35 protein-coding genes are annotated in these 26340 nt (G+C 43.5%); 32 read left to right on the forward strand and 3 right to left on the reverse strand.

The window, feature by feature from the left end; all coding sequences use genetic code 11:
• The first annotated feature begins 17 nt into the window (after positions 1-17).
• On the forward strand, positions 18-230 hold the full coding sequence (locus MHB49_RS08985; protein ID WP_405155866.1) for a hypothetical protein: 213 nt from the start codon (positions 18-20) through the stop codon (positions 228-230).
• Between the two features lie 303 nt (positions 231-533).
• On the opposite strand, the gene MHB49_RS08990 is transcribed toward MHB49_RS08985, so the two are convergent.
• Complete coding sequence (locus tag MHB49_RS08990; protein ID WP_405155867.1) at positions 534-1502, reverse strand: cation diffusion facilitator family transporter; 969 nt, start codon at positions 1500-1502, stop codon at positions 534-536.
• 439 nt (positions 1503-1941) lie between these two features.
• Here MHB49_RS08990 and MHB49_RS08995 point away from each other — a divergent pair, with 439 nt between their 5' ends.
• The 10 genes from MHB49_RS08995 (at position 1942) to MHB49_RS09040 (ending at position 10769) form a co-directional block, all read left to right on the forward strand.
• Positions 1942-2619, forward strand: coding sequence for a response regulator transcription factor (locus MHB49_RS08995; protein WP_247901499.1), 678 nt, complete (start codon positions 1942-1944; stop codon positions 2617-2619).
• Positions 2616-3992: a sensor histidine kinase gene (locus MHB49_RS09000; RefSeq protein WP_405155868.1), complete on the forward strand. Its 1377-nt coding sequence runs from the start codon at positions 2616-2618 to the stop codon at positions 3990-3992. Before MHB49_RS08995 ends, MHB49_RS09000 begins: the two co-directional genes overlap by 4 nt.
• A 66-nt stretch (positions 3993-4058) precedes the next feature.
• Positions 4059-5183, forward strand: a complete 1125-nt coding sequence (locus tag MHB49_RS09005; protein WP_405155869.1) for an ABC transporter permease — start codon at positions 4059-4061, stop codon at positions 5181-5183.
• Positions 5180-5857 (forward strand): ABC transporter ATP-binding protein, encoded by a 678-nt coding sequence (locus tag MHB49_RS09010; protein WP_405155870.1) that lies wholly within the window; start codon positions 5180-5182, stop codon positions 5855-5857. The genes MHB49_RS09005 and MHB49_RS09010 overlap by 4 nt, the downstream gene beginning before the upstream one ends.
• A 168-nt stretch (positions 5858-6025) precedes the next feature.
• On the forward strand, positions 6026-6568 hold the full coding sequence (locus MHB49_RS09015; protein ID WP_405155871.1) for an NUDIX hydrolase: 543 nt from the start codon (positions 6026-6028) through the stop codon (positions 6566-6568).
• Between the two features lie 87 nt (positions 6569-6655).
• Entirely contained in the window at positions 6656-7696 is a 1041-nt protein-coding gene (locus tag MHB49_RS09020) for an alpha/beta fold hydrolase (protein ID WP_405155872.1), read from the forward strand.
• Between the two features lie 177 nt (positions 7697-7873).
• Complete coding sequence (locus MHB49_RS09025) at positions 7874-8377, forward strand: GNAT family N-acetyltransferase (RefSeq protein WP_405155873.1); 504 nt, start codon at positions 7874-7876, stop codon at positions 8375-8377.
• 52 nt (positions 8378-8429) lie between these two features.
• On the forward strand, positions 8430-9419 hold the full coding sequence (locus MHB49_RS09030) for a GNAT family N-acetyltransferase (protein ID WP_405155874.1): 990 nt from the start codon (positions 8430-8432) through the stop codon (positions 9417-9419).
• Positions 9420-9422: 3 nt separating this feature from the next.
• Positions 9423-10430 carry an aminoglycoside phosphotransferase family protein gene (locus MHB49_RS09035; protein ID WP_405155875.1) on the forward strand — a complete coding sequence of 336 codons (1008 nt, stop codon included), beginning with the start codon at positions 9423-9425 and terminating at the stop codon, positions 10428-10430.
• A gap of 45 nt (positions 10431-10475) precedes the next feature.
• Entirely contained in the window at positions 10476-10769 is a 294-nt protein-coding gene (locus MHB49_RS09040; protein WP_405155876.1) for an RNA polymerase alpha subunit C-terminal domain-containing protein, read from the forward strand.
• Between the two features lie 26 nt (positions 10770-10795).
• Here the strand turns inward: MHB49_RS09040 and MHB49_RS09045 are convergent, their stop codons facing one another.
• Positions 10796-11734, reverse strand: a complete 939-nt coding sequence (locus MHB49_RS09045) for a hypothetical protein (RefSeq protein ID WP_405155877.1) — start codon at positions 11732-11734, stop codon at positions 10796-10798.
• A 230-nt stretch (positions 11735-11964) separates the two neighbouring features.
• Here MHB49_RS09045 and MHB49_RS09050 point away from each other — a divergent pair, with 230 nt between their 5' ends.
• Positions 11965-12045, forward strand: a complete 81-nt coding sequence (locus MHB49_RS09050) for a DUF2569 family protein (protein WP_405157090.1) — start codon at positions 11965-11967, stop codon at positions 12043-12045.
• Between the two features lie 154 nt (positions 12046-12199).
• On the forward strand, positions 12200-12814 hold the full coding sequence (locus MHB49_RS09055) for a histidine phosphatase family protein (protein WP_405155878.1): 615 nt from the start codon (positions 12200-12202) through the stop codon (positions 12812-12814).
• On the opposite strand, the gene MHB49_RS09060 is transcribed toward MHB49_RS09055, so the two are convergent.
• Positions 12806-13147 (reverse strand): GNAT family N-acetyltransferase, encoded by a 342-nt coding sequence (locus tag MHB49_RS09060; protein ID WP_405157091.1) that lies wholly within the window; start codon positions 13145-13147, stop codon positions 12806-12808. The two genes, MHB49_RS09055 and MHB49_RS09060, sit on opposite strands and share 9 nt — an antisense overlap.
• Positions 13148-13512: 365 nt before the next feature.
• Between MHB49_RS09060 and MHB49_RS09065 the strand changes: the two genes are divergently transcribed.
• The 19 genes from MHB49_RS09065 to MHB49_RS09155 all read left to right on the forward strand — a co-directional run bounded on the left by MHB49_RS09065 (position 13513) and on the right by MHB49_RS09155 (position 26205).
• On the forward strand, positions 13513-14169 hold the full coding sequence (locus MHB49_RS09065) for a pyridoxal 5'-phosphate synthase (RefSeq protein ID WP_405155879.1): 657 nt from the start codon (positions 13513-13515) through the stop codon (positions 14167-14169).
• Between the two features lie 21 nt (positions 14170-14190).
• A complete protein-coding gene (locus MHB49_RS09070; RefSeq protein WP_274570168.1) occupies positions 14191-14499 on the forward strand; it encodes a hypothetical protein in 309 nt (102 codons plus the stop codon).
• A 67-nt stretch (positions 14500-14566) separates the two neighbouring features.
• Complete coding sequence (locus MHB49_RS09075; protein ID WP_405155880.1) at positions 14567-15136, forward strand: GNAT family N-acetyltransferase; 570 nt, start codon at positions 14567-14569, stop codon at positions 15134-15136.
• Between the two features lie 65 nt (positions 15137-15201).
• Positions 15202-15792, forward strand: coding sequence for a hypothetical protein (locus tag MHB49_RS09080; RefSeq protein WP_405155881.1), 591 nt, complete (start codon positions 15202-15204; stop codon positions 15790-15792).
• Positions 15793-15918: 126 nt separating this feature from the next.
• Positions 15919-16875: a radical SAM protein gene (locus tag MHB49_RS09085; RefSeq protein ID WP_405155882.1), complete on the forward strand. Its 957-nt coding sequence runs from the start codon at positions 15919-15921 to the stop codon at positions 16873-16875.
• A 216-nt stretch (positions 16876-17091) separates the two neighbouring features.
• Complete coding sequence (locus MHB49_RS09090; RefSeq protein WP_405155883.1) at positions 17092-18078, forward strand: phosphodiester glycosidase family protein; 987 nt, start codon at positions 17092-17094, stop codon at positions 18076-18078.
• 2 nt (positions 18079-18080) lie between these two features.
• Positions 18081-19094, forward strand: coding sequence for a GtrA family protein (locus tag MHB49_RS09095; RefSeq protein WP_405155884.1), 1014 nt, complete (start codon positions 18081-18083; stop codon positions 19092-19094).
• A 173-nt stretch (positions 19095-19267) separates the two neighbouring features.
• A complete protein-coding gene (locus tag MHB49_RS09100) occupies positions 19268-19696 on the forward strand; it encodes a VOC family protein (RefSeq protein WP_405155885.1) in 429 nt (142 codons plus the stop codon).
• 87 nt (positions 19697-19783) lie between these two features.
• Entirely contained in the window at positions 19784-20497 is a 714-nt protein-coding gene (locus MHB49_RS09105; RefSeq protein ID WP_405155886.1) for an AAA family ATPase, read from the forward strand.
• Between the two features lie 166 nt (positions 20498-20663).
• On the forward strand, positions 20664-21227 hold the full coding sequence (locus MHB49_RS09110; RefSeq protein ID WP_405155887.1) for an AAA family ATPase: 564 nt from the start codon (positions 20664-20666) through the stop codon (positions 21225-21227).
• An 18-nt stretch (positions 21228-21245) separates the two neighbouring features.
• On the forward strand, positions 21246-21734 hold the full coding sequence (locus MHB49_RS09115; RefSeq protein ID WP_405155888.1) for a cysteine hydrolase family protein: 489 nt from the start codon (positions 21246-21248) through the stop codon (positions 21732-21734).
• A gap of 208 nt (positions 21735-21942) precedes the next feature.
• Complete coding sequence (locus tag MHB49_RS09120) at positions 21943-22449, forward strand: GNAT family N-acetyltransferase (protein ID WP_405155889.1); 507 nt, start codon at positions 21943-21945, stop codon at positions 22447-22449.
• A 39-nt stretch (positions 22450-22488) separates the two neighbouring features.
• Positions 22489-22896 carry a hypothetical protein gene (locus MHB49_RS09125; RefSeq protein ID WP_405155890.1) on the forward strand — a complete coding sequence of 136 codons (408 nt, stop codon included), beginning with the start codon at positions 22489-22491 and terminating at the stop codon, positions 22894-22896.
• Positions 22897-22981: 85 nt separating this feature from the next.
• Positions 22982-23443 carry an NUDIX domain-containing protein gene (locus MHB49_RS09130; RefSeq protein WP_405155891.1) on the forward strand — a complete coding sequence of 154 codons (462 nt, stop codon included), beginning with the start codon at positions 22982-22984 and terminating at the stop codon, positions 23441-23443.
• Between the two features lie 86 nt (positions 23444-23529).
• Positions 23530-24144 carry a hypothetical protein gene (locus MHB49_RS09135; protein ID WP_405155892.1) on the forward strand — a complete coding sequence of 205 codons (615 nt, stop codon included), beginning with the start codon at positions 23530-23532 and terminating at the stop codon, positions 24142-24144.
• A 2-nt stretch (positions 24145-24146) separates the two neighbouring features.
• On the forward strand, positions 24147-24629 hold the full coding sequence (locus MHB49_RS09140) for a GNAT family N-acetyltransferase (RefSeq protein WP_405155893.1): 483 nt from the start codon (positions 24147-24149) through the stop codon (positions 24627-24629).
• A gap of 88 nt (positions 24630-24717) precedes the next feature.
• Positions 24718-25221 carry a DUF4188 domain-containing protein gene (locus MHB49_RS09145; protein ID WP_405155894.1) on the forward strand — a complete coding sequence of 168 codons (504 nt, stop codon included), beginning with the start codon at positions 24718-24720 and terminating at the stop codon, positions 25219-25221.
• A gap of 56 nt (positions 25222-25277) precedes the next feature.
• Complete coding sequence (locus MHB49_RS09150) at positions 25278-25790, forward strand: hypothetical protein (protein ID WP_405155895.1); 513 nt, start codon at positions 25278-25280, stop codon at positions 25788-25790.
• A 31-nt stretch (positions 25791-25821) separates the two neighbouring features.
• A complete protein-coding gene (locus MHB49_RS09155) occupies positions 25822-26205 on the forward strand; it encodes a hypothetical protein (protein ID WP_405155896.1) in 384 nt (127 codons plus the stop codon).
• Positions 26206-26340 lie beyond the last annotated feature (135 nt).

Below are 26340 nucleotides of genomic sequence, written 5' to 3' on the forward strand. Positions count from 1 at the left end.
AGGAGTTGTTGATCTAAGTGGATCTCTTTGGAGCCTTAATATTATTAATTATATGTTTTTTTGTATTTCTTATCGTTGTAGCAGTTGTACGATATGCCATAGATTCATCAAAAACATCAAAAAGACTTGAGTATCTAATCAAAGAAGTGCATGAGTTGAAAACGGAAATCAAAAAACAAAACAACCATAAACAAGATGAGAAAAAATATATTATTGACGAGAGAGTATAGATGTTTAGTTATACAATCTTTCAATGATGATGTTTTGTAGTCTATTGTTTTCTCTTAACTCCAGGTAATTAAGAAATAGAAGGGCCGTTATCAGTACAAGGATCACTGACATGAACTTACGGAAGTATCCCATGGTAAATTTAACCTCCTCGTTATCTTAAGAGAATCACGGTGCAGTACAAGTTAATTGAAAAATATCATCTGTATTACATAACACCCGGAAGGAATTAAAGTTACGTTGAAATGAAAAACAGGACTATTCCACTACGGGAATAATCCTGTTTCCATTTACAGCTACTCATCTCAATGATGATGATGCGCATGGGCATCCGGTGCGTCGCCTTTGACGGTGCATAAAACCGAGGTGTCATGCAGATGTTTCTCTGATTCGACCTGCAAGGTCACGTGCTTGATTTCCTTATGCTCCAACAGATGTTCAATCTTCTGAACAAGCACCTCGGATGCGTATACATCCATCGTTCCGTCCACCACAATATGAGCGGTCAATGCATTCAGGTTGCTGGTGATGGACCAGACATGCACGTCGTGTACGCCTTTGACACCATCCACTTTCTGAATGGTTTGCACAAGGTCATTCACATCGACATTCGCTGGTGTACCCTCCATCAAGATATGCAAGGATGATTTGGTGACGAAGAATCCGCTGCGCAGGACCAGTACAGCAACAATGACACTTGCGAGTGGATCGGCCCAGCCCCATCCGAAGAACATCATGAGCAGAGCGGCAGCAATGGCGCCAACGGATCCCAGCATATCACTGATGACATGGAGATAAGCCCCGCGCATATTCAGATTTTTCTCCGTATCACTGCCGCGCATCATGATCCAGGCCACCAGAATATTAATGAGCAAGCCAATGATGCTGATGATCAGCATGCCTACGGTTGCCACTTCAGGCGGGTTAATGAAGCGACCGATGGCTTCGTAAAAGATGTAAAGGGAGATGGCGATTAAGGTGACCCCATTTAATGTGGCTGCCAAAATCTCAAAGCGTCTGTAGCCGTAGGTTTTACCTGAATTCACCGCTTTTTCGCCAAACATGAACGCCAGCAGGGCAATTCCCAAAGCTATGGAATCAGACAACATATGACCTGCATCGGAGATGAGGGCTAGGCTGTTCGTTATGAATCCGCCTACGGCTTCAACGATCATATAAACGGTAATAATAATGAAGGAAAACAACAGTACTTTCTTGTTATTGGTACTACCATGATTGTGTCCATGGTCGTGGCTGTGATGATGTCCGGACATACATGATCCTCTCCTTTGGAGCGTAGCTCCGTTATGTAAGTTGATTTCTTATGTGACTAAAATTTACCCTTGGTAAGGGGTAAACATAAACAAATGAATATATGAGCAATCACTCATATGTTATGGTTTTATTATAGGTGCGCCTAATAATAGTGTCAACCAGATTTGAAAAAATATAAACATACCCGGTGCGCCAATCGCATGTGTGCTGGCGATTTACGTTGCTTTTGTGCTACCATCTGTGCAGGATCAATGTCGAGGAAGTTCCCGCTACAAATAATAAAATGAAGAAAATATAAGTTAAAACTAATATTTACACGGTAACGGAGAGGTCAGAAAAAATCTGGGGATAACAGCGATCAGAAGATTGTTCTGACCTTGTAGTGGCTAGTGTAAAAATGATTCATTTCAACTTAACAGAAAAGGGGCGGACAACCATATGAAGCATCTGCTTCTGGCGGACGACGACGCCAATATTAGAGCACTCCTCCGGCATGTCATGACCAAGGAAGGGTACCGCGTGCATGAAGCACAAGATGGAGTGGAAGCGGTCAAGGTGATGCAAGCAACACCAATCGATCTGGCGATTCTGGATGTGATGATGCCAGGCATGGATGGACTGGAGTTATGTGATTTCATTCGCCAACATTATGACATTCCGATCATGCTGCTGACTGCACGAGATCAGCTATCCGACAAGCGGGATGGGTACTTGAGAGGCACAGATGAATATGTGACGAAGCCGTTTGAGCCCGAGGAACTGGTATACCGGGTCAAGGCATTGTTTCGCCGATACCATCGCACGTCCAGTGATATCATTCGCATGAATCGCATCGTGATTGACCGAAACAATGTGGAGGTCTCCGATGGGCAATCGATTCTCTTTTTGCCAATGAAGGAGTTCGAGCTGCTCTCGCAGCTGGCGCAGTTCCCGGGCCGTTTGTTCTCGCGTGATGAACTTATTCGACTTGTATGGGGAGCCGACTATGAAGGAGATGATCGCACGGTAGATGTACATATCAAGCGGCTGCGTGATCGTTTTGCCGATTATGCGGATGATTTTGTCATTCAGACGGTACGGGGCATTGGTTATAAGATTGAGGTGAAAGCGCATTGAGATCACTGTACTTTCGGGTATTTATGATTACAATCGCGGTGATTCTGGTCAGCGCCATGCTGGGTTTTCTTTTATCGAATATTTATTATCATGCGAAATTGAAGTCTTTCAATGACGAGAAGTTGGTGGGCATCGCGACTCAAATGAAGCAGTTTGTGGAGCAGGAACCCGCTACGGTGGAGCATTACCTGAACAATGCCGCAGCGCTTGGTTACGAAATTTATGTGACGGATGGAAAAGGAAATGACCAATTCTATGGCCGTGAATTCCGCCAGAAGGATCTGGACAAGCAGGCTGTTGAACGGGTACTGAGTGGTGAGGTTTACCACGGCGTTGCCGAGTTTCCCAGCAAACCGTTCATTACCGGGTTCTTCGATAATCAATTGAGCAATACCGTTGGTGTTCATCTACAGATGGGCAATGCAAGTTATGCGTTGTTTATGCGCCCGGATGTCATTTTGCAATTCGGTGAACTGCGTATCTTTTTTGCGCTGATTGGAGCTTTTACGGTGGGCATTAGCATTCTGCTCTTTATAATCAGTACCCGCTATCTGGTGAATCCGATTGAACGTCTGTCCGAGGCGACCAAGCGTATTGCGCAAGGGAACTATAATCTGAAATTACGTACTACGCGGCGCGATGAGATTGGACAGCTGGCCCGGCATTTCATGACCATGAGTCGTGAGTTGGAACGGGTAGATCAGGCGCGTCAGCAGTTTGTATCCAACGTATCCCATGAGATTCAATCCCCGCTGACTTCGATTCAGGGTTTTGCCCAACTGGTGGGAGATCAGAATCTGCCTGAACAGGAACGGGAGCATTACGCTTCCATTATTGAGGAGGAGAGTCGTCATCTGTCTTTGCTGAGTAAACAGTTGCTGCTCCTGTCCTCCCTGGAACAAGGTCATGAGGATTTGACCAAAGTGAGATTCTCTCTGCGGGATCAATTCCGCCAAGCGGTTCAGGTGCTGCAATGGCAGCTGGAAGAAAAGGAGCTGCTGCTCCGAATTTCGGTACCCGAATCCATCCAGCTCTATGGCAATGAAGTGCTGCTCATGCAAGTGTGGATGAATCTGCTGGGGAATGCCGTCAATCATCTTCCCCAGGGAAGAAGCATCGAAATACGTGCCGAGGAAACCAGTGCCCAGTGCGTAATTCATATTCGGGATACAGGAGACGGGATTGCAGCAGAGCATTTGCCTTTCCTATTCGATCGTTTCTACCGGGTTGACCGTGCAAGAGAGCGCTCTTCTGGCCGAACCGGGCTTGGACTTGCCATTGTGCAGAAAATTATTCGCATCCATGACGGCACGATCGAGGTCTCCAGTTCGTCAGAGGGAACGGTCTTTACCGTGACGCTCCCGCAGATGTAATCTGTTATTCATTTGCCGTTCATTTTCGCCTCCTATACTTGGGTTATCAAGAGGAGGTCAGAGAATATGTACTTGGCTATTAGAGAGATGAGGTTTGCCAAAGGGCGATATGCATTAATTGCTACAATTATGGTGCTTGTATCCTTTTTGGTTTTGTTTGTCACAGGTCTGGCACAGGGGCTTGCGTATGATAACGCGGCATCCATCAAAAATATGGCAGCAACCCATTTTGTTCTGGAGCAGGATTCGAATCATCGTTTTACCCGATCCCAGGTGAATCAGGATCAGCTTGAACAGGCGCGCTCTGTGGTAGGTCAAGAGAACGCTGAGCCGCTGGGTGTAAAAATGACAACCGTCAGTCCAGCTGGCGACACGAAGAAGGTCGATGTAGCGCTGTTCATGGTGAACCCGGAAGGCTGGCTCGTTCCAACCGTAACCGAAGGATCACCAATCAAGGATCTGAAGAATGGACAGGTTGTGGTGGATCACACGCTGTCTGAAGACGGCGTGAAGATTGGAACAGTCCTGGTAGATAAAGCTTCGGGCAGGGAGTGGACGGTGGCCGGATTTGTACAAAATGAGTCTTACAGTCATTCCCCCGTTGTGTTCCTGAACGAGCAGGAGTGGCTTGCTATTCAAGCCGGGTTAGGTACTTCTCAAGGAACAGTGGACTCGAATGCTCCGGTTTACAGTGCCATCGCCATTAATGATGCAGGCGAGAAGGCGGACAGCCTTGGTGCGGCATTACCAAACACGGAAGTGATTACGAAGTCCGATGCGGTATCGGCCATTCCTGGCTACAAAGAAGAGCAGGGCTCGCTGCTCATGATGATTGCCTTTTTATATGTGATCTCGGCGTTTGTGCTTGCGGTATTCTTCTACGTCATCACAATTCAGAAAACGAGTCAATTTGGCATATTGAAAGCCATTGGAACGAGAAATGCGTATTTGGCCGGCAGTGTATCATTACAAGTATTGGTTCTGTCTGTCGGCAGTCTGGTGATTAGTGTTCTGCTGGTTCAGCTGTTTGCATCCATCTTGCCAGCTTCGATGCCGTTTCAGTTAGGTTTGTCCACATTGTCCCTGACCTGCGTGTTATTTGTGTTCATGTCTGTGGCGGGTTCATTATTCTCGGTGTGGAAGGTTACCAAAATTGATGCGCTTGATGCGATTGGGAGGACAGCAGCATGAGAAACCGATTGATATTGCAGGGAATTACTCAGACCTTTGAAGATGGCGGGGTCAGACGGACGATATTGGATAAGCTGGACCTTGAGGTTGCCCAAGGGGAACTCGTCGCAGTGATGGGGCCTTCCGGCTCGGGTAAAAGCACATTTCTGTCCATTGCAGGTGCACTCCTTGAACCGACGAAGGGGCAGGTTCTGCTGGATGGCGCATCGATTATGGGCAAAAACAAACAGGACATTTCCGATGTGCGGCTTCAGCAGCTCGGTTTTATTTTTCAAAGCGCCAACCTGATTCCTTATCTGAAAGTGGAAGAACAATTGGCACTGGTTGCGAGGCTTGCCGGAACGGACAAGAACAAGATCGCGAAGCGAGTCGATGAACTGCTGGATAAGGTAGGCTTATCGCATCGGCGTAAGGCATATGCCGAGAAGCTGTCCGGCGGTGAACGTCAGAGGGTTGCCATTGCCAGAGCATTGATGAATGATCCGGCCGTCCTGCTCGCGGATGAACCAACAGCCAGTCTGGATGCGGAACGCGGTTATGATATTGTGAGTATGATTGCAAAGCTGGTTGCAGAGCAGGGCAAGAGTGCGGTGATGGTTACACATGATGAGCGGATTTTGCCGTTATGTGATCGGGTTCTCTTTTTGGAAAAGGGGAAACTGGTACAGCATTAGCGCTCAGAGTGGATAGTGTAGGTATTCTTTGGTTCAACGGATATAACATTAGAAGGTCCATGGATTCCCGTTGGGAAAAATGGCCTTCTTTTTTCTTTTTTGATCTATAATGAGAGATAGAACTTATAATGGAAGATTTATTTTACATAGAGAGGATCGGATAGAAAAATGAAGACTTTGGATCGGGAACAGTTCCCTGCGCTCAGCACATCGATTCATTGGGGGATTGTTGAAGCGGAGTTTAAATTGAATGACATCGTGGATGAAACGCTGGTAAGCAATGTGAGCATCATCCCGTTTGTCGGGGAACAAGTGGTTGTTTTTCAGATCGATAATGGGAAATGGGAGCTGCCCGGAGGAACGTTGGAGGCTGGAGAGAAGTATATGGATGGACTACAACGTGAAGTGATGGAGGAGCTTGGAGCCAAGTTGATCACGTATCAATTATTTGGGCAATTTCATTGCATGTCGAGTGCACCTGAGCCGTATAGATCGCATATTCCGCATCCTCATTTTGTAAGACTCATTGGCTATGGAGAAGTTGAAATTGTGGGTCAACCATTAAATCCGGTGGATGGGGAGCAGGTGATTGCTGTAGAGGTTGTGGAAATCTCGGAAGCGATCAGGAGATTTGAAGAACAGAATAGATATGACATTGCGGATATGTATCGATTGGCCTATGTGCTGCGAGAAGAAGCAAATGGTGAGTAGATGGAGTAGGAAGAGTAAGGGGTAACCATTGAGGATTTTGGATTCAGCTTTTTAAACAAACGAATAATCTGCCGGAGGAGCCATCTCATGCGCAAGAAGTCGATTAAAATATTCAGACGCGTCATGTTTAGTATTCTTTTAGTCGTAATACTCGCTCTGATCTTTCCCACATGGACCCCTGGGATCAAAGGAGAAAATAGTATCAGCACATTAGGACAGGTTGAGATCAATGGTGCAGGTCATGAGGTTATGATTCGCGGGACGGATCGGAACAATCCTATCCTTATTTTCGTGCATGGTGGTCCAGGCTGCTCCGAGATCCCTTATGTAAGGAAGTATCAGCAGGAGCTTGAGCAACATTTTACCGTTGTACATTATGATCAACGTGGAAGCGGAAAGTCATATCATTTGTTGGAGGATTATTCGGGTGTGACTTCGGATGTACTTGTAGATGATTTGCTCGCTTTAACAGACTACGTAACTGCCGAACTGGGACAAGAGAAAATTGTGTTGGTCGGTCATTCATTTGGAACATACATAGGAACAAAAGCCGCGGCCAAAGCACCGGACAAATTCATGGCTTATATCGGTATTGGACAAATGGCGAATACGCCTCAGAGTGAGCTGGATAGTTTGGAATATACGATTGAGCAAGCAGAACAAGCAGGCAATACAGAAGATGTGGAAAGTCTGGAGTTTCTTCGCGATTCAATCCAGCGAGGAGAAACGTACACACCAAGAGATCTGGTTCGCAAGTATGGCGGTGCAGCCAGGCTTATTGATGACAACAGAGATTATACGCTTGGCTTTCTACTGGGAACCGAATATAATGCGCTGGATGTAATTCGGTATTCCATGGGTGTGCAGGCTACACAGGAAATTCTCATGAAGGAAGAGTCCGCGAGCCGTTTGCCAGACATTGTAGATCAACTGGAGCTCCCGACTTATTTTGTTATGGGGAAATATGATTATATGACATCCGTGAATGCTGCACGAGAGTATTTCAGTGAGCTTGAAGCACCCGAAAAAGATTTTGTTGTATTTGAAGAGTCGGCCCATTACCCACAGTTCGAGGAGAAGGAACGATTTACAGCGTGGTTGATCGGGGTAGTAGATCGTTTGAAATAAGCAATAAATATAAGAAGGGAAAGAATTTGAAGGGCTCGCAATTCGTAGTGGAGAATATAAACGTGTGATAACACCAAAATGGGAGACGATAATCTCATAACACCTAAACTTGTAAGGAGAATTATTAAATGGTGTACTCAAGTAGGGATTTTACTTTAGATTAAGCGAGGGATCTGGATGGTACAACGTGAAACTGAACTCATGATTAGACTTGCCTTACCGGAGGAAGCTTCAACTGTATTGAACCTATGGCAAGAGTCTGCCCGATGGCTGAACTCCAAAGAAATATATCAATGGCGTCCCGAGTATTTCAATCTGGAACAAGTCATTGAATTCATGAATGATGGATCAGAAGTATATCTTGCAGAAATGAATCATGAAGTCGTGGGCACGTATACCTTAACATGGTCAGATCCTCTGATTTGGAAAGAACTCGACAACCCCAATTCCGGATACATACATCGATTCGCAGTAAATAGAGAGTTTAAAGGGCAAGATATAGGATTATTCCTTTTAAAATCAGCAGAAGAGAACATCAGGCTTAAAGGAAAGAACTTGATCAGGCTGGATTGCATGGCGGATAATTGGAGACTCAATCAATACTACAAGGATTATGGATTCCAATATATCCGAAGAGTGGAACTGGGGAGCTGGAGTGCCAGTCTATATGAAAAACAATGATGTGTCTCTATCAAGTTCGTTAAGCCCGTAAGTTTAAGAAGGGGGTCTATTCATGCTTTTATCCTATTATCCAATGAGATTAGCTGATGCGGAAAAAATCGTTACCTGGACGTATGAAAATGAATATGCAATGTACAGTTTCTCTGAATCCAATGAAGATATTCATGAATTAATGAATGGGGAATACTTTTCAGTTCTGGATGAACGGGAGAGGTTAGTGGGATTTATTTGTTGTGGGGAATCAGCCCGTGTACCGGGAGGAATCACAATCGGACTGTATCAAGAAGAAGGATATCTGGATATAGGTCTTGGACTAGCTCCAGATCTGACAGGGCAAAAGTTAGGGTCTGTATTTCTTAAACAAAGTTTAGTATTCTTGCAAAACCAATTTAAAAGTTCTCAGTTTCGGCTGGTGGTTGCCACTTTCAACGAGCGAGCAATCAAAGTGTATGAGCGGGCTGGCTTTCAGAAGGATAAGGCGTTTTATAGCAAAGTGAATAATGAAGACATGTTATTTATCAGTATGAAAATGAGAATGGAAATGGAAATGCCTATCTACTCTTTTGAAGAAATAACGGAGCAGGATTTGACTGAAGTCAGGGAAATATATAATTATTATGTCTCCAACACGACCATCTCGTTTCATACCGAAGAATTGACTCTGGAAGAAATCAAAACATCTGTCATGAACCAAAATCCGCGCTTTAAATCATTTGTCATTAAAGAAGAGAACGAAATGAAAGGTTATGTGCTAATTACCCAATACAAGAGTAAACAAGCCTATGATTTCTCGGGAGAAGTCACGATTTATTTGAAACCGGGTACCGTAGGGAAAGGGATTGGCGGAAAAGCGCTAGGTTATATAGAGGATGTTGCACGTGAGCAGGGATTCTACACGTTGATTGCTACCGTTTGTATGGAAAACACGCGCAGCATATCTTTATTTGAAAAGCATGGATATGAGCAGTGTGCGATGTTTAGAGGTGTGGGATATAAGTTTGATCGCAGATTGGATATTGGTAGTTTCCAAAAGGTATTGTAGCGTATGAATCATATTCAATATAATCTAAAATTCGAAAAACTCGTCACTGAATTAGAACTTGGTGAATTGATCAGTACACCCAAGGCAATCTCAGGTGGGCTTTTACATCGAATGTATGCCATTGAAACCACGCATGCCAAATATGCTGTGAAAGCACTGAATCCTCAAATTATGAGTAGACCTACAGCTATGCAGAATTATATTCAATCGGAGAAAATAGCAAACTTGGCAGCGAATTCTATCCATGCTCAACCTGCCAAAGTAATAAACGGTTCTTCAATACAAATCTTAGAAAATCAATGCTACCTTATATTTGACTGGATCGATGGTAAAAGTCTGGAGCCTCATGAAGTAACTGAAACCCATTGTAAGCATATGGGCATGATTCTTGCAGATATCCATAAAACTGATTTTTCACAGCTTCATATTCCTGACCTTCAGTTGGATCATTCCAAAGAAACTAATTGGAAATATTATTTAACCAAAGGGCAGAAGGAAAATTCAGATTGGACGGTTCTATTAAGTAATACCATTCAAAAGCTCTATGAGTGGAGTGCTCAAGCAAAAAAATCATCAGTCATGCTGGGTTCAAATACAGTTATTAGCCATAGGGATTTGGAGCCTAAGAACGTGATGTGGCACCAGAACAAACCCATCATTATTGATTGGGAATCAGCGGGTTATATCAATCCGATGCATGATCTGGTGGAAACCGCTATGTATTGGTCTGTAGATCACATTGGAAACGTGGACAAAGGAAGATTTATGACTTTTATAAATGGGTATCGGTCTCGAGTGGGGAATTTAAATGCCAATTGGAGAATGGTTCTCGAAAATGGTTTTGCCGGAAAGTTGGACTGGCTCGAATACAGTCTGAAACGCTCTTTGTGGATTGAATGCACAGACGATAAAGAACAACAAATGGGAACTTCACAAGTCACATGGACGATAGAGGCTTTGAAACAATACGAGGACATGATCCCATATGTTGAGAACTGGTTGTGCAGCTAAGCCCAAGAAACTCGTTATCCGATAAAACAGAAAGGTGTGAGCTGCATGGCAAACGCTAGAGGAACATTAAGGTCATGCGAACAAGGGCATGCCTACTACAAAAGTAGTGATTGCCCAACCTGTCCGGTCTGTGAGAAGGAGCGAAAACCGAAAGAGGGATTTCTTTCATTGCTGTCCGCACCAGCCAGACGCGCGCTGGAGAATCAGGGAATTACGACGTTGCGACTACTCTCGCAGTATACAGAAAAAGAGATTTTGAAGCTGCACGGGATCGGGCCTTCTGCGATCCCTAAACTTCGACAAGCACTCGAAGAAGAGGGATTATCTTTTAATAAATAACCCTCTTCACTCTTAATCTAATCTCCCTAAACCAAACCTGAAGCCAATTCCCCAACCGTCACCTGATACAACAGATTTCCCTCACTGAGGAGCAGTCGGTTCTGACGAAAATCCTGACGTGCCTGCTTGAAGGGATTATTCTGTTCATTCACGAACTCAATCTTCTGCCCTTTTGTAAGTGTGCCGGGCTTCTCCATTTTCTTGAGAACAAACGTCCCGTGTTTACCATACCCGGCATCGAACAAAAAATGATACCCATCCGTACAGAAACCGGAGGAGCCGGATAGGTTAGGATCTACAAATGTTACTTTAGGTTGCTGGGTACCGCCGGAAACACAGCCAAGCATAAAATCGGTATAATAATAAAACCATACCTGCTGTTCATTCACCACATTGAGTGCGTAACAATCGGCAATATCGGCTTTATGGTCTTCGTATAGTTTGTTACCGTGCATATCCCAAGCTAACAGTCCTTGTGAGCCAATCGGATTATTCCACCCATTGTTCCCGAATACACCCTCGTCAAAGTAGCTGGTCCAAATGGTCCCGTTCTCGGTCACCTGCACACTCTGAATACCGTCTCCCAGCAGAAACTCGCGAATCGTGTTTCCTTCCCGATCACACACTTTGGCGTTCAGATCATACTTGTCATTCCCATAATACGTGCAGCGCGCCCCGACGAGCAGCAGGTGACTATGTAATGGTTGCACGTAATGATAATTGAACGTTTGCCCCCAAATAACAACTTCCTCAATGGATTGCTCCGTCACAATCAGAACTTTGTATGTGTAGGTTTGGTTTAGTTTGGTCTGTACAAACATGCCTTGTTTTCTTTCGGGAATTTGGTTTATGAGCAGCACATAGACCCGACCATCGCCGCCCCACTGAGTGGAAACTATATCGAAGCCTTCCAAATGTGCTGAAATCTCTGCAAAGGGCAGAAGTTTTATCTTGGGATTGGACATTGGATTATTCCTCCTTGAACGTTAGTGCAGATGTGCCATCTGCACGAATTAAGTACAGTATGCAGGAAGAATACCCTGCCGAACACGGCGTAAGTATAGCGAAGGCTTTCTTTTATCGATGAGTGACTTGAACTGGTGAAATGGGTATCGTTTTGCTTCTTTGCATTGTATAATAAGACGGTTATGTAAAATATTATGCGAGGAAATGTTAACTTCAGCTCAATTTGATTATGATCAGCCGTTGTAGGTCCTCGATATGGACCCCATATTTTATCAAATCAGTACGAGTTCATAATACGTTTGTCAGATAAAAACATACACCCCGACCTAAGATGGTAGATCTAAGGACGGGGTTGTTATCATCCAATTATTCAAAAAAATGGCCAGATGAACTGCATATAGATGTGGATGAGATTAATCCACCTAAGGGGAAGGGATTGGCTGCTAAATTAAGGAGGAGATAAATTGAAGATTATCTTAGTAAGACACGGGATGGATGAGGAGGGTTACAGAGGTGGCTGGAGTCAGCGAGGGCTCATTGAAGAAGGTATTACTCAATCGGAGAGACTCGGAGACTACCTGCACCATCATTTAGAGCAATATAACATAAACACGGTGATTAGTAGTGATCTTCCGCGTGCAGTTCAGACTGCAAAAGAGCTTGAAAAAAGGCTTAACATCAAAGGGGATTACCTGAAAGACTGGAGAGAAATGAACAACGGAGATTTGGCTGGAATGCCAAATAAGGAAGCAGAAGTGAAATATGCAGGAGTTTATTTTAACACTCTTGGCATGGATACCCCGTTCCCAGGAGGAGAAAGTCCTCGAAAATTTTATAACAGAATATGTACATCCTTTCGGGATTTATGCCGAAGTATAGAGGAGCAACAGATCAAATCCAATGTCCTGCTGGTCACGCACGGCGGAGTAATCAACATCCTTTATTATCTATTAGGAAACCAAAATTGGACTAATACATCGGAGTTTCATTCTATTGGAAATACCAGTGTTCATACGGTTGAAAAAGGAGTAAATGGTTGGGAGTTTAGCAGCATGAATATGATGAGTCATCTAGGTTAGAGTCTGAAGCAGTCGTACTATTTCACCATCTATTACTTCTTCACTAGTTTTTATAAACCCTAAAGATTCGTACAATTTTCCCGCAATTAGATTATCTGGTCGGTGTCCAATCATGATTCTTGTGCAATTTGAAATACGCATATGCTGAATCAAAGTTTTCATTGCTGCCTTGCCATAACCTTTTCCTTGATGCTTCTCGTCAATCATTATGGCAGGAATCCAGTAGTTATCATCCTTGTCTGGGTTCGCACAGAATACGAGAAAACCGACTAAAACCTCTTCCGAGTAAATAGCGCGTAATTCAAAATCATCAACATATTTAGATTCAGCAATCCAATAAACGACTGTTCTGGCTTAACTTTAAGCTGGGTACATTCATACCAATTTTCATTAGACACTGGCTTTAATACAACTACCATACAAAATTCCTCCCAAATTTTACTTCGCAGAGGAATTTATCCTCTGCGGTTACTTCGTATCCTTCCTAAAAACCATTGCAACATGGATATTCTTCATACCACATCACTCCTTTCGAAATGAAAAAAACTCTAATGTAGCTTATTTGCTTTATTGTTTAATATATCCTTCTTTTATCAGTGAGAATAGATTGAACATATGCATCATTTCAAAACAAATAGTTGAGAAAATAGCCTACTACGCTACAATGGAATGAAATGGAAGTGTAAGGAGGTTGCATTGTGAGTGATAAACCAAGTGATTTGCTGCGTGGCTTGAAGTCCTTGTCTGGACCTTTTCCGGCTTGGGATACCGAACAGTTACCGGATCGACCAGGGGATCTTTTTCTGGAATGGCTGAGACTGGCTATAGATTACGGTGTGAAAGAACCTCATGCGATGACGATTTCGACAGTGGACTCGAATGGATTTCCAGATGCACGAGTGTTGATTTTGAAAGACGTAGTTGACGAAGCTTTTTATTTTGCATCTGGCTCGGAGAGTCGAAAAGGACAGCAGCTGGAGAGCAATCCGCATGTGGCACTGACCTTTTACTGGCCTGCATTGGGCAGACAGATTCGCATAAAGGGAGAAGCCGTGGATATGGGCGAGGAAGCAGGTGCAGCGGATTTTCGGAAAAGATCGGCAGGGGCACGCACAGTTGCGATGACAGGACGACAGAGTCAGGAGCTGGACAGCGAGGAAGAATTGGAACGCGCCATTGCCGCTCAGAAGGAAAGAATCAGCCGAGATCCTGATGTCATTACACCGAATTGGAGACTGTACGCCGTGAACGCAAAGGAAGTTGAGTTCTGGCAGGGAGACCCGGAGCGAAAGCATGTGCGAATTCAATATGTTCTGCAGCAAGGTCAGTGGAAGTGCCAGAGGTTATGGCCGTGATTTTATAAAGGGGGAATATGTGTGAGTCGTAGAACTACAGGGACACTGCTGCTGGTCATAGCGGCATTTCTGTACAGTGTTCGATATTTGAGTGCTGCCATTTTTGGTTCTGGTGTGGCTTCGTGGAATTCGGAATTGTTTCAGGAGATGCTGAATTATGTGGGAACCGCTCCGCAAAGTTGGAGTATAGCTGCTTTAATCCTGGGTTTGTTCTATTTAGTATGGGCGGAATATGAAGCAACCAGCTCCAAAACCAAAGAAAGTCTCAAGCGTTTTGTGAGTTATGAATCTGTAGATCAAGAAGCGGGAAGCCAGAACAAAACAGATTAACTGGATAGTGTGATTCCTTATCAATAACGGTTGTTAAACTAATTTGAAAAGCCGGGGAGGTATACATATGAAGTCCATTGAAAGTTATTTTGACCCATTTCCGGAATTGGAAACAGAACGATTGCTCCTTAGGCCCATTACCTATGCTGATCTGAATGAGATGTACCGTTATTGTGCGGTTCCTGCTGTATCGGAGTACACAACTTGGGACGCACATCAGAGCAAGGAGGATACGAAAGCCTTTATTGATTTTGTCATGAGTCGATATGAGGTGGATAAGCTGGGGCCATGGGGGATTGAGGATAAACAAACGAAGAAGTTGATTGGCAGCTGCAATTATCTGGGGTGCGACAGCAACAGTATGAGGGTGGAATTAGGTTATGTATTATCCAATGAGTACTGGGGCCAAGGCATCATGACGGAAGCGGTTAGCCGAATCATTCAATTTGGGTTTGAAGACATCGGGTTGGAGCGAATTCAGGCTAAATGTCTGGTGGGTAACATCGGTTCCGCAAAGGTCATGGAAAAGACAGGCATGAAATTCGAAGGGCTTTTACGCAAGTATATGAAAATTAAAAACGAAATGCAGGATTTGAAAATGTATGCGATGACTAGAGAAGATTTTCAATCGTTATAACCTGCTGAACATGTTTGAAAGGAATGTTAATGTTGATCAAAAAAATTCTATTAGTTGTTCTATTCATGACTATTTTAAGTACCTCAGAAGTATCAAATAACCTGATTAACGCTTCAAATGGACCTCCTGCATCTATGATATTTACGGAGGAAGAATTTCAATTTCAGATTAAATCAAATGATATTGCCATTAAGATAGGAAATACACGTGAAGAGGTTGAGCAGCAACTTGGACATCCCGTGGATTATTATTACCATACGAATGTCTACCAGTACAAAAATATGAGAATTCATTACAAAGCAGGGATCGTGGATGGGATCATGATTGATGATTCGGCAATTTTCAGAAAATATAAAACGCCCAGAGGGATAGGCTTTGGCAGTACAATCCAAGAAGTAATCCAGCAATATGGAAAGAAAGCCTTTATTGATTCTAATCAAAGAAAAGTAAGCTCAATTACGTATGTCATGGAGAGAAATAAACAAGGCGACTACAGTGTAATATCGTCATTTGATAAATTTGTACTTGAAGGTGGCTATGAAAATTTGATGATTTTATCCATGGTGCTCGATCAGCGAGGCCGTGTGTCATTCTTGATGATCGCAGACTATGAATTTGCATATCATCCTGAATTTAGATGGACTGAAACTCAATAAAATGGCTGGGGGTTACTCTGTTCTTCACATCCCAGCGTACATAATGTCATATCGGGTATCGGCCGATTTCCGCTATAATCTCCAAGTTGCAATAACATGGATTAAGGAATCGGGAGGTACAGCGAATTGGCAGTGAAAAACAAATATAAAGCACTTGAGCTTGAAACACCCGGCGTATATGAACTGGAAGGACTGGAGGTGGGCGTGACCTCCAATTGTAATTACAAATGCGACTATTGCTGTGCTTACAATCGGGACGATGGGCAATGCATCAGCGGTCAGGAAGTGATTCGGATCATTAGTGAGCTTCCGCGGCTCAAGCGGGTGCGTTTGTCCGGGGGAGAGGTGACCCTGAAATATCAGGATTGCCTGGAGATTGTGACGTATTGCGGGGCACATGGCATCGACACCCAATTGAATACTAATGCCAGTCTGCTAACGGAAGAGCGAATTCATGCTTTGCGGGATGCAGGCTTGTCCAATATTCATATATCTTTTAACTATACAGACCGGGAGGCTTATGCAGTCTATTACCGCGTACATCCCCGCATGTATGAGCGATTAGAGCATAACATTCGTCTTTGTACTGAAGCGGGGCTGGAAACTGTGCTTGAAACGCTGTTATTCGAAGGAACCCAAGCGAACATGCAAGCTATTAGCGATAAAGTCTATGAACTGGGTGTGCGCATCCATGAGATTCAGAACAGCATCGTGATGCCACACAGTAAATGGAGCAAGATTGCCTCCAAGGAGTCCCTCATCCAGTCCGTAAATGATCTGATCAATCACAAGAAGGAAGATACGACGTTATATTTTACCTGTATGGATCGTTTCGCGGAGCAATTGGGGTTACGAGAACAACCGGGTGTGTATTTCTCCAATTGTGTGGATGGGAGGAAGCAGCTGCATTTGCACGGCAATGGAGATATTCTCATCTGTGAGTTATGCCACCCAGTCGTGATCGGCAATATCTATACGGGTACGTCTTTGAAGGATATTTATACCAAGCAGCCACAAGCGTTAACGGATTATCTTGAAAAGAAACCCTGCCCTGCATACGATGCTCTCTTTGCAAGTGAATAGTCACGTTTATAGAAAGCTGTTTAGCATTGTACTTGTCCCTATTTGGGGTACATATATAGATTGAGATCCATCATTATCACTTATATGGAAGGTTGTCTGATTTCCTCTCGGGGGAAAGGATGACCTTCTTTCTTTGCGTTCAGCCTGTTTCAGATTCATTTAAGCTAGCCCGCCTATCATTAGCCTTAAGAACTTAGATGAAGAGGTGAACTTCACATGATGAAGATCTATCCAAAAACCAACGAGAACGACCCATATAAAAAGGCAAAACCAAGGCGCAAATGGCTGATGATCACCCTTGTTATTATTCTGGGTCTTGGTACCGTGATATACAGCCTGGCAGATCGCTACTTAATCCGACATGTGCAGGTTGTTGTAGCGGATGACAATACATCAGCAAACAGCAACTCCAGCGAACCTTCAACTACGACGACTGAAGAGAATGCAACGTCAGATGACTGGAACTATTCAAGCGATGATATGCAAGTCAAGATCGATAAGGTGCAGACAGGCTCCGGTTCAGATCAGATCACGTATTACGTCGCAGATGTACAGCTGACAGATGCGAGCAGTCTGCGATCGGCTCTGGCAGATAACAGCTTTGGCACGAATATTACCGAAAACACCTCAGAGATTGCAGCGGCCAACAACGCCATCTTTGCGATTAATGGTGACTACTATGGCTTCCGTGATGATGGCGTAATTATACGGAATGGTACGGTATACCGAGATGATCCGGTACGTGATGCGATGGCGCTGTTCAGTGATGGCACAATGAAGACGTACAACGAGACGCAGATTTCCTCATCGGAACTGCTGGCGGAAGGCGCGACCAATACGTTATCCTTTGGACCCATTCTAATTCAGGACGGTGAGATCGTTAGTGATTTTAGCAGCGTGAAAATTGATAACAACTTTGGCAACCGGTCGATCCAGGATGCTAATCCAAGAACAGCAATCGGCATGATCGCACCGAATCATTATGTATTCGTTGTAGTGGACGGACGACAGGATGACAGCCGTGGCATGACGCTGGCAGAGCTCGCCGATGTCATGAAAGGTCTTGGTACAACGGAAGCCTACAATCTGGACGGCGGCGGTTCATCCACGATGTATTTCATGGGCCGGGTTGTTAATAATCCGCTGGGAAGAAACCAGGAACGCGGCGTAAGTGACATCCTTTATCTGAAGGAGGGACAATGATTATGACGATATTAATTCCATCATACGAACCGGATGTTCGTTTATTAAATCTCATATTACAATTGCAGACGTTTCAGTTAGGACCCATTGTTATTGTAGATGATGGCAGCGGCCCAGGTTACCGGGGGATTTTTGAGACGGCAGAAGCCTATGGGTGTACGGTGCTGACACATACGGTCAATCTAGGCAAGGGACGTGCGCTCAAGACAGGGTTCCAACATATCAAGGAACATGGACCACAGGGCGGAATTGTGTGCGCCGACAGTGACGGACAGCATCTGCCGCATGATATCAAACGCATCTTCGATGTACTATTGGAGCAGACTACGCCGGGCATGGTGCTGGGAAGCCGTCGATTCAGTGGAACCATTCCAGCGCGCAGCCGTTTCGGCAACACGGTCACACGAGGTGTCTTTTCACTCACGACAGGTACGAAAGTATATGATACACAGACAGGCCTGCGAGGTTTTCCGTACTCAATGCTGGACTGGCTGTGTCAGATTCCGGGGGAACGATTTGAATACGAAATGAACATGCTGTTAACAGCGCATAAAGAAGGGTATGAGATCACGGAGGAGTTTATTGATACGGTCTATCTGGATCATAACAAATCCTCTCATTTTCGCCCGTTAGTGGATTCATTCCGCATTTATATGCCCATTCTGATGTTCAGCACGTCTTCGGTGTTATCGGCTTTGATCGATTTTGGCTTATTGTTCGTGATCCAGTACTTCACCCATAATCTGTTTCTATCAGTCGTTGCAGCGAGACTTTGCAGCTCCATCTTCAACTATACAATCAATCGGAAGTATGTATTTTCAGCCGGGAAAACATCCAAAGTTCGTCAGTCTTTACCGAAATACTTCTCGCTGGTCATTCTGGTGCTGCTATTAAATTACGGCTTGTTATACTTTTACAATGAACAACTCATTATCCCGCTGCTTGCAGCCAAGCTGTTAACGGAGGTGTCGATCTTTGTGTTCAGCTATTGGGCGCAGCGCAGATTTGTGTATTAAATACGGAGAGAGTAAGCATGCCGCTTGCTCTCTTTTTTCATTCAAAACTGTTTCATGTTTACCGCTTTATGGGGTACGATGTAGGTAGTCATTTTGTGTAATGAACTGGAAGTTTACATTGATGAGTTCGTACTATGAACAGCACCATAATTCGTAAACTGGGGGGGTAAAATATGGTTCCACAGCGAGTGAGCCTGGTCACTATTGGTGCAATGCATTTGCCTGAATTGCGTTCGTTCTATCAGAAGCTTGGCTGGAGTGAGACCCCAATCAGTTCAGATCAGTACAGTGTCTTTGAAACGACAGGTGTCCTATTATCGTTGTATCCCATTCAGGAACTTGAGAAAGATACGGGTATGACTTTCCGTGCATCTGACGGGTTGAAGGGAACGCTGCTGGCCATTAATGTGGATCAAGCAGAAGACGTTGATGATACGATTTCAAAAATTCGTGAAGCCGGAGGAAATGTGATCAAAGAGCCATATAATGCTGCCTGGGGAGGAAGAATTGCCTATTTCCTGGACCCGGAGAATAACTGCTGGGAAGTCACCTGGAATCCAACCGCCGTATTTGATAAAAAAGGAGCCATGATCACATTTTAATTACCCGCAAAGAAATCCTCCATCCGTGGATCAACCAAGAGGACTGAAACCCGCAGGAGTCGAACTTTATAAAAAAGGAGTGTGTCTATGTATCTTCGAAGTGTGGAGTTACTGTCTGCTAAAGTCGAGCATCCCGAACAATATCCGTTTCATATACCGTCCATACAGTCATTGGAGCGATTGGAATTCAACAATAACATTACTTTCTTTGTTGGAGAAAACGGATCAGGCAAGTCCACACTTCTGGAAGGCATCGCTCATCAATGTGGATTTAATACAGCCGGGGGCGGGAAAAATAATGCATTTGAGATTGATGCTGCGCAATCGTCATTAGGAGACTATTTGCGTCTATCCTGGTTGCCCAAAATTACGAATGGTTTCTTCATGCGTTCAGAGTCCTTCTACCAATTCGCATCGCATGTCGATGAGTTGGGGCCGGAGTCACTTAAGTATTACGGTGGGCGTTCGTTGCATGAACAATCCCACGGGGAGTCATTTCTCAATCTGTTTGTGAACCGATTCAATTCCAAAGGCGTCTATCTGCTCGATGAACCCGAAGCCGCCTTATCTCCAGCCCGTCAACTCTCCTTGTTACGCATTCTTCATGATCTGTCAGACCATTCCCAATTCATTATCGCAACGCATTCGCCGATTCTATTGGGATATCCAGGAGCATGCATTCTGGGCTTTGACGATGGTGGCATTCATGAAGTGGACTATGAAGATACAGAGCATTATCAAATCACCCGCAGTTTCCTGGAAAACCGCAACCGAATGCTGAATGAGTTGTTCAAGGACTAGGAGGTTTGTGTTGCTGTAAGACAGCAAGTTTGTAGATAGGGCGAGAGGATTATGCTTTTGCAATTAGGACGGAAAGGGCGTTTAGGAGATCACGAAACATAAAGATATGATAGACAGTCAAAAAAGTGGATTCATAGAGTCCGAAGATCAATTAGGAGGGATTGACTTGAAACATCGAATACATATCTTTGGGGCATCTGGCTCAGGAGCTTCTACTCTGGGTCAGGAACTGACAACCAAGCTTCCTCATATCAACCTGGATGGGGATGACTATTATTGGCTTAAGAAGTTCACCTCACGGAGGACACCATTGGACAGATTAAACATGTTATCGGAAGATCTGGATCAACATCAGCAGTGGATTCTCTCAGGATCGGTTTGTGGTTGGGGAGATTCGTTGAAACCTCTTTTTGATCTGGTCATTTTCCTGCATGTACCCAATGAGATCAGACTTGAACGTCTGAGAAAGAGAGAAGCCCTGAGGTATGGTGATGCGATTTTACCAGGTGGAAGCATGTATGAGGAATCCAAGGCGTTTATAGAGTGGGCCTCGCAATATGAGGATGGAGGTTTGAATGTACGTAGTAAAGCGCTGCATGAACATTGGATGAAAGATATAAGTTGCCCGATTTTGAAGATTGAGGGGAGTCATTCTGTCCAAGAGCGTGTGGATATTGTGCTGCAATATCTGAATGAAAATGCAAATGAAAATGGCTCAGTAGAAGATTAATTTTAGAGGAGAGATGATATGAAAATAGGTTTTCTGATCGTGGATATGCAAGAGAGTATTGTACGGGATAAGTTGGATCAAAAAGCAATAGACCGTGCTTGTGAATATATCAATCATGTTGCAGATGTGCTTCGTTCGAGCGGCCATGTGGTCGTTCATGTACAAGACGTGGAAGGGATGGAAGATTCAAATTCTGAGGTGTATCGTATTATTTCTGAGGTTGATGTGAATGAGAAGGATCTGACCGTGACGAAGGAGAGCTCCAATGCATTCTGGCAGACAGATTTGGAGCAGATTCTGAAGAGTCACGGTGTTGAGCTGTTGATCATATCGGGCTTTTCCGCCGAGGAATGTGTTCTATTCACTTACAATGGAGCGATGGAGCGAGGATTCAGACCGGTCATGTTGCAAAATGGGATTCTCAGTACGCATTCCGAAGCGGTAATTTCAACCTACAGAGACCGGAACGTGATTTCTTATCCTGTGGTTGATTATCTAATTAAATAATGGAGAGTGCCAATGGATGCGACGATGTCGTGTCCGTTTTTGGTTATACATAACCTTTTGGAATGAAAAGGGTACTTTATCGATTAAATTAAACTTTATCTATACCTACTCGAGCTAAAGCGATACATTAAAAGTGGGAAAAAGGAAGCGCATTATGCAACTATAGATGTGGGATTGTCACTTATGGATAAGGAAGAGGTGTAATGACATGAATGTACAAATCACCAGAATCGATAACAGTCAGAAAGAATTATTTTTTAACCTGTACAACCTGTATCTGTATGATCTGTCCGAATTCTCGGGGGAGGAACTGCTTGAAGAGGGAAAGTACGATCCAACGAATACCTATCTCTATCTGGAACGAGCGGAATTACATCCATTCTTTATTCTTTATGATGGGAAGGTGATCGGATTTGTTCTGGTTTGCTCCCCTCCATATGTAGATGATGATGTCGATTATACGGTACAAGAACTGTTTCTGGTCAAAAAGTATCGTGGACAGGGATTGGCGGCTCAAGCGGTTAATCTGGTGTTTGCACAATTTCAGGGCAGATTCAAAGTGGAGCAACTGGCCAATAACCGATCAGCTGTTTCATTCTGGAAGAAATATTATGAACAACTTCACATTGAATATGTCGAGTCTGAATACAGCATTGAAATCGAGAACGTCGCTGGCAGCCATCGGATTCTGTCCCAAGCCTTTGTACGTGCATGAACGGACTAGGATCTTTTTATAGCTAGGAAGGATGATTATTTGTTTGTTATAGTAGCTTCACAAGGCAAGTCCAATTGGATCTCAGGCATATTTCAGTCAGAAGAGGTAGCGATACTTTACATGGAACAAATTCCTGAAGAGCTGAAAGAATACCAAAATCTAATTTACGTAGAGGACATGAAATATCCTTTTTATATTATTGAGAGTCAAAGAGATTTTCAGTTTCTAACTAAAAATGAAGTGATTGTACTTTTCAATAATACGGACGTGTCAGTAGACGAAGATGAGGTGCACTTCAATATCTATACGGTTGATTCCGATTACAGACCGAAGAAGCCGGGCGCAGACTATATGGGTGCACTTCATCATGATCATGTGACCAATGAATTTATTGAGAAGTACAAAGAAAAAGGAACTGAGATTCTGGTCAAAAGAAGGATTTTTTAGATATTCGCATTTACCAATACATGGGTTATGATGAATGGAAAGGGTTATTAGAGGGGAAGCGAGCCATTAGAGAGGAGTATGATTAATGACTAGCCGCATTGTCGTTACGGGCGGAGCTATTATTCGTGATCATATGGGAAGAATTCTGCTGCAAAAAAGGTCAGATTATGGCGATTGGGGATTACCAGGTGGTGGTATGGAGCCCGGTGAGAGTATTGAAGAAACCATGATTAGAGAAGTAAAAGAAGAAACGGGTCTTGATGTGAGTTCATATGAACTGGCCTCCATTTATACAGGGGAGAAAATGAAATATACATATCCGGATGGCAACGAGGTTGTATTTGTAATGTTCCTGTTTAACGTTACTGCGGAGTTGGAGGGGAAACTTGATATTGATCAAGCAACCCTTTTATTTGAAGATGAACAGAATGAATCGCTACAGCTTGTTTTTAAAAGTCTGGATAAAATTGATATTTCCACAATCAACAAGGTACAGAAGCCTGTATTGGTAGATTTGATGCAAGGGGAACTCACAATTCTGCGTTAAGTCCTAGAGGATTTAAATAAGATTCTTAGAGGGAATAGGTTTGTAAATTAAAATTCCCGATTTTAATAGAGATAGGAGCATTTATTATGCCTTGGCCCATGGTTCATTTTGCAGTCGCATCTGAATTATTATCTGATCCAACCTCTGAATTTATAGTGGGCAGTCTTGCACCTGACTCTATTCATGTGAGAACGAATGAAAGAGCCGAAAAGGCAAAAACTCATCTCATGCCAGAGGCAGGACAGTTTGCAACAGACGAAGAGCTCGGGGCATTTTTTAATACCAACAAAGAACGCGCGCATAATGATCCTAAGTTCATGCAATATTTGTGCGGGTACATTGCTCATATATATACGGATCGGGTTTGGACTTTCGAGATTTATCCCGCATATGAAGTTCATCCGAATGGACGAAGTATTTATACGCAGGATGTTACGAAGCTGGAATTTATGATTTTGAGAAAAGGATCTGATGGCCATGATTTATTGAATAAGCTGGAAGCAGGTAAAGCTTTTGATTTAGGTGGATTGCTGGAGCAAGAGGTGTACCAGTATAGAAAAGAAAAAGTAGACTTTTTGAATAACCTTGAAAATGATCCCTTAGGTGATTTGAGCATTATATCTATGCAAGCGATCGAAGAATTCATTCAAACAACTGCCCTGAGAATTAGACAATTGTTTACAGAGTGGGAGGTGTTTTAAAAATGAAAAAACGAATTAGCCTGGCCCCATATAATGAGAAGTACAATCAAGACTTGGCTAATTTTTCGTTAAGTAATGAACAAGTCCAATTTACTGCTATGCCTGCGGAAGTGATGGAGGAGGCATTCCAAAATCCAAACAAATATCCAGTAGTGATTTTAAATGATAAGACTCCAGTTGGTTTCTTCATATTACATAAAAATTCTGAATACGTAGAGGAAAGGGATTCTTCCCGAAAGATACTTGTACGTGCGCTATCCATTACGTTAGAACATCAGGGGAACGGGTATGCATTGGATGCCATGAAAGCACTGCCTGGGTTAGTTAAGCAGCTTGATCCGAAGGTTGATGAAATTATTTTAGCTGTGAACGAGGGAAATATTGCAGCACAAAAGCTGTATCTAAAAGCAGGTTTTCTGGATATGGGCGAGCGGAAAATGGGCATCAAAGGTCTTCAACTGATGTTGCAATATAGAATGGAGTAGGGCCTGGTAATACAGTAATTTCCAATATCGTTGGCACAATCCACTCCGAACGGGCGCTAAGGTATATTGGATGAAAAGGAGGAGCAACGTGGCGCACATACACAAGGGAAGATTTTCAGCGGAGATCGATGGCGAGTTTGTTGTGTTTATTATTGGAATGAGAGTTAATCGCTTGTGGGCCATACATAAATGGTTACCTGTTTTTAAATCCATGGGCCCGATGATTAAAGAACTGTACATGAACCCGGATACCGGGTTTCTGGGGACGGAATATTTTATGAGCTGGCGTGGAGTGACTCTGCTGCAATATTGGAGATCTTATGATGAGTTGGAGAAATACGCACGTGGTGGCCTGCACCTGGAGGCATGGAAACGATTTAACCAATCCGTTGGGTCGGATGGAAGCGTGGGGATATATCATGAAACGTATAAATCTCAACCCGGTTCATATGAGACCATATATGCGAATATGCCCAAATTCGGATTGGCTAAAGTGTCTAACCATGTTCCGGCGACAGGCAGGAAAGAAACGTCTAGACGGAGAATGGGTGGAGAGAATGATCCAGCAGTAGAAACACCAGAAAATCCTTAACATATGACTATTGTAGTTCGAATGTACAATCATCGGAAGTAGAGAGGAGCATGTTATTGAAAGTTAAAGTCAAACCTGAGGATTTGGGTTCTGAGCAGCTTAGTTGGCTGTGTGTAGAGCCGATGTTGATCTCCGTTCGTGGTAAAGATGTTGCAGCAAAAGTAGAGGTATATCGGCAGTTACATGAAGGACAACAAGCGATATTTTTGTTCTATTCCTATCATAACCATACGAAGAGCTTGGCGGAGTTTTATTGGTTTTCCGCATACAACATTATCGACATGAAGAGCTGGGATGGGATAAAGAACGGGATGCGCTACTTTAACCAAAATGAAATAATAATTTTGCTGGATGACATCGAGCGTTTGATTACAGATCAAAATAAAGTTGGAGACACATGGCGTGAGGTCTTGCCCACGGACTTGGAGAAAGACCCGATCCTGCTGCAAAGAACGGAAGAACTATACGTTAAATATCGAGCTGCGGCTCAGGAAGCTATTTTACACATGAATGAAATCATTTGGCAAAACCAGGAGATGTATCTGGAGATTAAGGAGATCAACGCCTAAATTAATTGAAAATATAAGGAGTGGTCATTTCATGAAATCTCCAGGTGGATCCATTTTTCCTTATTATTATAAAGGTGGAGAAATCCATTGTCTGAAATATGGCAGCAAGCATAAGGACCAAAATAAGCTTTTCGATATCATGAGACAAGAAGAAGCTTTCATCTTAGCGATCAATAAAAAGCTCAAGGTTTGGGTGGATATGTATGAGACAAAGATTACCGAAGAGGTCCTGGATCAGTTAGTCTGCAATATGAATAATCTCAAAGATCATGTGGATAAGCTCTCATTTGTAGGATTATCAGGGATGGATCGTTGGAGATTGAAAAGAAGATTGAAGAGTCTGGGGATGGGACAGTCTGTATCATTTTATGCTGATCCTGAAGAGGCCAAGACATGGCTGATAACGGATCGATAATTTGATCTTTAGTAACAGGTATGGGTAAAGGATATAGGAGGACTACTCTTCGTGGAGTAGTTCTTTTTGTCATGATTTTGAAGGCAAAACTATGCTGCCACAATTCAATTCTGCTTTTATGCTAGAATGGATAGC

Source organism: Paenibacillus sp. FSL K6-0108, from assembly GCF_045040695.1.
GTDB classification, from domain to species: Bacteria; Bacillota; Bacilli; order Paenibacillales; family Paenibacillaceae; genus Paenibacillus; species Paenibacillus pabuli_B.

Excerpts from the sequence above, each read along its gene's own strand:
- MHB49_RS08990 (WP_405155867.1), bottom strand. The coding sequence starts at position 1,502 with ATGTCCGGACATCATCACAGCCACGACCATGGACACAATCATGGTAGT.
- MHB49_RS08995 (WP_247901499.1), top strand. The coding sequence starts at position 1,942 with ATGAAGCATCTGCTTCTGGCGGACGACGACGCCAATATTAGAGCACTC.
- MHB49_RS09005 (WP_405155869.1), top strand. The coding sequence starts at position 4,059 with ATGTACTTGGCTATTAGAGAGATGAGGTTTGCCAAAGGGCGATATGCA.
- MHB49_RS09010 (WP_405155870.1), top strand. The coding sequence starts at position 5,180 with ATGAGAAACCGATTGATATTGCAGGGAATTACTCAGACCTTTGAAGAT.
- MHB49_RS09015 (WP_405155871.1), top strand. The coding sequence starts at position 6,026 with ATGAAGACTTTGGATCGGGAACAGTTCCCTGCGCTCAGCACATCGATT.
- MHB49_RS09020 (WP_405155872.1), top strand. The coding sequence starts at position 6,656 with ATGCGCAAGAAGTCGATTAAAATATTCAGACGCGTCATGTTTAGTATT.
- MHB49_RS09025 (WP_405155873.1), top strand. The coding sequence starts at position 7,874 with ATGGTACAACGTGAAACTGAACTCATGATTAGACTTGCCTTACCGGAG.
- MHB49_RS09030 (WP_405155874.1), top strand. The coding sequence starts at position 8,430 with ATGCTTTTATCCTATTATCCAATGAGATTAGCTGATGCGGAAAAAATC.
- MHB49_RS09035 (WP_405155875.1), top strand. The coding sequence starts at position 9,423 with ATGAATCATATTCAATATAATCTAAAATTCGAAAAACTCGTCACTGAA.
- MHB49_RS09040 (WP_405155876.1), top strand. The coding sequence starts at position 10,476 with ATGGCAAACGCTAGAGGAACATTAAGGTCATGCGAACAAGGGCATGCC.
- MHB49_RS09045 (WP_405155877.1), bottom strand. The coding sequence starts at position 11,734 with ATGTCCAATCCCAAGATAAAACTTCTGCCCTTTGCAGAGATTTCAGCA.
- MHB49_RS09050 (WP_405157090.1), top strand. The coding sequence starts at position 11,965 with ATGATCAGCCGTTGTAGGTCCTCGATATGGACCCCATATTTTATCAAA.
- MHB49_RS09075 (WP_405155880.1), top strand. The coding sequence starts at position 14,567 with ATGAAGTCCATTGAAAGTTATTTTGACCCATTTCCGGAATTGGAAACA.
- MHB49_RS09080 (WP_405155881.1), top strand. The coding sequence starts at position 15,202 with ATGACTATTTTAAGTACCTCAGAAGTATCAAATAACCTGATTAACGCT.
- MHB49_RS09090 (WP_405155883.1), top strand. The coding sequence starts at position 17,092 with ATGATGAAGATCTATCCAAAAACCAACGAGAACGACCCATATAAAAAG.
- MHB49_RS09095 (WP_405155884.1), top strand. The coding sequence starts at position 18,081 with ATGACGATATTAATTCCATCATACGAACCGGATGTTCGTTTATTAAAT.
- MHB49_RS09100 (WP_405155885.1), top strand. The coding sequence starts at position 19,268 with ATGGTTCCACAGCGAGTGAGCCTGGTCACTATTGGTGCAATGCATTTG.
- MHB49_RS09105 (WP_405155886.1), top strand. The coding sequence starts at position 19,784 with ATGTATCTTCGAAGTGTGGAGTTACTGTCTGCTAAAGTCGAGCATCCC.
- MHB49_RS09115 (WP_405155888.1), top strand. The coding sequence starts at position 21,246 with ATGAAAATAGGTTTTCTGATCGTGGATATGCAAGAGAGTATTGTACGG.
- MHB49_RS09120 (WP_405155889.1), top strand. The coding sequence starts at position 21,943 with ATGAATGTACAAATCACCAGAATCGATAACAGTCAGAAAGAATTATTT.
- MHB49_RS09130 (WP_405155891.1), top strand. The coding sequence starts at position 22,982 with ATGACTAGCCGCATTGTCGTTACGGGCGGAGCTATTATTCGTGATCAT.
- MHB49_RS09135 (WP_405155892.1), top strand. The coding sequence starts at position 23,530 with ATGCCTTGGCCCATGGTTCATTTTGCAGTCGCATCTGAATTATTATCT.
- MHB49_RS09140 (WP_405155893.1), top strand. The coding sequence starts at position 24,147 with ATGAAAAAACGAATTAGCCTGGCCCCATATAATGAGAAGTACAATCAA.
- MHB49_RS09155 (WP_405155896.1), top strand. The coding sequence starts at position 25,822 with ATGAAATCTCCAGGTGGATCCATTTTTCCTTATTATTATAAAGGTGGA.